Source organism: Chitinophaga sp., from assembly GCF_036569125.1.
Classification (GTDB): domain Bacteria; phylum Bacteroidota; class Bacteroidia; order Chitinophagales; family Chitinophagaceae; genus Chitinophaga.
Map to the genome: position 1 here is coordinate 1 of NZ_DATCRF010000047.1, position 3,645 is coordinate 3,645.

5 protein-coding genes are annotated in these 3,645 nt (G+C 48.0%); 4 read left to right on the plus strand and 1 reads right to left on the minus strand.

The genetic code is table 11. The annotated features are described in order from the left end of the window. From VIM87_RS01560 to VIM87_RS01575, 4 genes are all read left to right on the plus strand, one after another. Positions 1 to 648, plus strand: a 648-nt coding sequence (locus tag VIM87_RS01560; RefSeq protein WP_331995270.1) for a hypothetical protein, incomplete at its 5' end; no start/stop codon positions are given. 242 nt (positions 649 to 890) lie between these two features. After that, positions 891 to 1,463 (plus strand): dihydrofolate reductase family protein, encoded by a 573-nt coding sequence (locus VIM87_RS01565; RefSeq protein WP_331995271.1) that lies wholly within the window; start codon positions 891 to 893, stop codon positions 1,461 to 1,463. A 33-nt stretch (positions 1,464 to 1,496) separates the two neighbouring features. Further along, positions 1,497 to 2,033, plus strand: a complete 537-nt coding sequence (locus VIM87_RS01570) for an SRPBCC family protein (protein WP_331995272.1) — start codon at positions 1,497 to 1,499, stop codon at positions 2,031 to 2,033. A gap of 29 nt (positions 2,034 to 2,062) precedes the next feature. Then, positions 2,063 to 2,488 (plus strand): VOC family protein, encoded by a 426-nt coding sequence (locus VIM87_RS01575; RefSeq protein ID WP_331995273.1) that lies wholly within the window; start codon positions 2,063 to 2,065, stop codon positions 2,486 to 2,488. 101 nt (positions 2,489 to 2,589) lie between these two features. On the opposite strand, the gene VIM87_RS01580 is transcribed toward VIM87_RS01575, so the two are convergent. Further along, on the minus strand, positions 2,590 to 3,558 hold the full coding sequence (locus VIM87_RS01580; protein WP_331995274.1) for a YeiH family protein: 969 nt from the start codon (positions 3,556 to 3,558) through the stop codon (positions 2,590 to 2,592). Positions 3,559 to 3,645: the final 87 nt, after the last annotated feature.

The window sequence follows — 3,645 nt, forward strand, 5'->3', positions numbered from 1 at the left end:
GATAAAAGGGATACTGCCAAAGGCAAACGTATTATGGAAACCCGGGTGATGATCAAAACGGCGGATGCCTGGCAGGCCGGCGCCTACCAGTGGAATGCAGCGCAAACAGATGCGGTGCTGATCACGGGCGGCGCAACGGAAAAGGTGCAATGGATCAATGCCAATGGGGAACAACAATCCGTACAGTATGAGATCCCGGACCAGCGCAGCTGCAGATCCTGCCACCAGGGTAGCACAGCAATGCAGCCCATAGGACCTAAGCTGCGCAACTTAAACCGTGCAGTGCTGCGTAACGGTACGAGTGTGAATCAGCTGCAATACCTATCCCATGCGGGTTTGCTGCCGGAGGTAGATGTAGCTGCTATCACCGCTTTGCCGGCCTGGGATAATGAACAGGCGCCGCTGGCAGAAAGGGCCCGCGCTTACCTGGAAGTAAACTGCGCCCATTGCCACCGCAGCGGGGGCTGGGCCGCCCGTACCGGCCTGCGGCTTTCCTATGAGCTGTCATTGGAGGATACGTATATAGAAAGGGATGGCAATAGAATGGTGCATAAAGTAGCGCAGGGGCAAATGCCCAAAATAGGCACCACCATTGTGCATGCAGAGGGGCTGGCGCTGATACGCAGCTACATTAACGGGTTGCAGTAAGCCGGTTTCATAATACCCCACAATCTTTACAACCGCCATCTTACCTGTATTCAACAACCCCGTTCTTTTGAGCGGGGTTCCCTTATTGGAGTACAGCCGCTTCCGTTAGCAAAAGTTGAAACCCGGTCGTAAAGCCCCCTCAATTTGTCGGATTTACACCCGGAACAGCTGGTTATGTTCGGATATCTTTGTAGGGTCATTAAATTTAAAATATCGCAAACCTAATAATCATTACAACTGTTATGAGAAAAGTAGTTTTATTAATGCATGCTTCCCTGGATGGTTTTGTAGCAGATATTAACGGCGGCATGGACTGGATCCAGCATGACAACGAGATCTTCCAATATGTAACGGACAAGATGGAGGACGTAGATGCAGCTATTTACGGCCGTACCACCTACGGCATGATGGAGGGTTACTGGCCCACGATACCCAGCGATCCCAATGCCAGTGAGCTGGACCGCCACCATGCAGCCTGGGTGGAGCAGGTGCAAAAAATAGTTTTTTCCACCACGCTGGAAAAAGTAACCTGGAATAATACTACCTTAATAAACGGAAATACCGCCGCGGCCGTAGCTAAGCTGAAACAGCAGCCCGGCAAGAACCTGATGATCTTTGGCAGCCCGCGTTTAACACATTCTTTTATGGAGCTGGGGCTGATAGATGAATACCTGATCAATGTGAATCCCGTGTTACTGGGTACAGGTATCCCCTTATTCAAGGATGTGCAGCAAAGAACAAACCTGCAGCTGTTAAGTACCGTTACCTTCCAGACCGGCGTAGTGGGCCTGCATTATGAAACTAAGCGCGGATAAGCCTTTTACCGTTTACCTAAACCACAACATACCATGAAAATTATCAAGCGTATCTTACTTGTTATTGCGATCCTGATCGCTATTCCCCTGCTCATAGCCCTGTTCATCCGCAAAGATTATACGGTGGAAAGGGAAGTGAATATTAACAAACCTGCCGCCGAAGTTTTTGATTATGTGAAGTACCTGAAAAACCAGGATACCTATAGCGTATGGGCTAAAATAGACCCTGCTATGAAAAAGGATTACCAGGGCACGGATGCTACGCCGGGTTTCATATACCGCTGGGATAGCCAGAATAAGGACGCCGGTAAAGGTGAGCAGGAAATAAAAAAGGTAATACCCGGGCAGGTGGATTATGAGATCCGTTTTATAAAACCATTCCCCGGCAAGGCCAGCGCCTTTATGAGCGCCACCCCGGTATCCGGCTCACAAACCACGGTGAAGTGGGGCTTTAGCAGCAGGATGGCTTACCCCATGAATTTAATGCTGCTGATGAACATGGAAGATATGATAGGCAAAGACCTGCAAACAGGGCTGAACAACCTGAAAGCATTACTGGAAAAACAATAAGTTATTATTCACCCATAAAAACATTTACAATGGCAGCCGTTAATCCTTATCTCACCTTTAGTAACAACTGCGCAGAAGCATTTGACTTTTACAAGGCGGCATTTGGTACAGAGTTCCTGACCCGCATGCTGTTCAGTGATATTCCTGATTCCAAATACGATGCAAAGGAAGGAAATAAAGTGATGCACGTAGCTTTACCCATCGGGCAGGGAACGATTCTTATGGGCAGCGACAGCCCTGCGGAATATGGCCAGCTGAGAGAAGGGGATAACCTTTCCATTGCTATCAGCGCCGCCAGTGAAGAGGAAGCCAAAAAATTATTCAATGCCCTTTCAGCCGGTGGCAAAGTAACCATGCCGCTTGAAAAAGCTTTCTGGGGCGCACTGTTCGGCATGTTCACCGACAAATACGGCGTGCAGTGGATGGTGAATTATGATTACGAGCAGAAGAATTAAAGGTAAGAAAGTAAAAAAGCAAAAGTCAAAAATTAAAAAGGAATGCAGTCCCTTATCCGCTGCATTCCCTTTTAATTTTTACTTTTTTACTTTTAACTTTTTCAAGCGAGCGTGAGCACCGCCCACAATGCTATTCCGGAAATAAACAGCCAAAGTAATACGCCCTGCAATAAGGGCCGCACGCCAACCCCTTTTAATACTTCCCGGGATAGCCCCGCACCGATCAGGAATAAAGTAATGGTTAACCCGGTTTTTGACACCGCTACAATTACCTGGCTTATTTGCGGCATAGGCCAGTAGGTATGCAGGATCATTGCCAGTATGAACAATCCGATAAACCAGGGTATTTTAATACGCTCCCGGCTGGTTTTAAAGCTGAATGCCGTAATAAGCGCCACAGGTATGATCCATAAGGCCCTGGCCAGTTTTACAGTAGTAGCTATCTGAAGGGCTTCGGGACCATATTTATTAGCAGCGCCCACTACCGCGCTGGTATCATGTATGGCAATGGCGCTCCACAACCCGAACTGCGCCTGTGTTAAATGCAGCGCATGACCAATAACCGGGAACAGGAAAAGCGCCACTGCATTTAATATGAACACGGTACCCAATGCCACAGAGATCTGTTTCTCTTCTGCTTTCATTACCGGGGAAATGGCTGCTATGGCGCTGCCGCCGCAAATAGCGGTGCCGCAGGCAATAAGGTGGGAAAGCTTTTTCTCTATCTTCAATACTTTACCTGACAGCCATCCCAGCGTCAGGGTAACAGCAATAGAAGCAATGGTGAATAAGATCCCTTCTTTGCCTGCCTGTAGTGCGCTGAACACATTCATGCCAAAACCCAGGCCTACCACAGATACCTGTAATAAAATATGTGTGGCCCTGTGGTTCAGATGCAGGAAAGGATGGCCAATGAACTGCGCAATACATAACCCCAGCAATAATGCCAAAGGAGGGGAGATCCAGGGGGTAAGACATACCGCTAATACCAGTACGAAAATTACCTCGCGGGTAGTAATGCTTTTATCGAGGAAGGTTTTCCGGTCTTTGTTGTGAAGGATTGTTTCCATGAGCTGCCTTTTATTTTACCGGCACAAAATTCATGGATTGAGGCGGGGAAAGGAAATCACCCTTAGTAATGTGTTATAACTATAAGT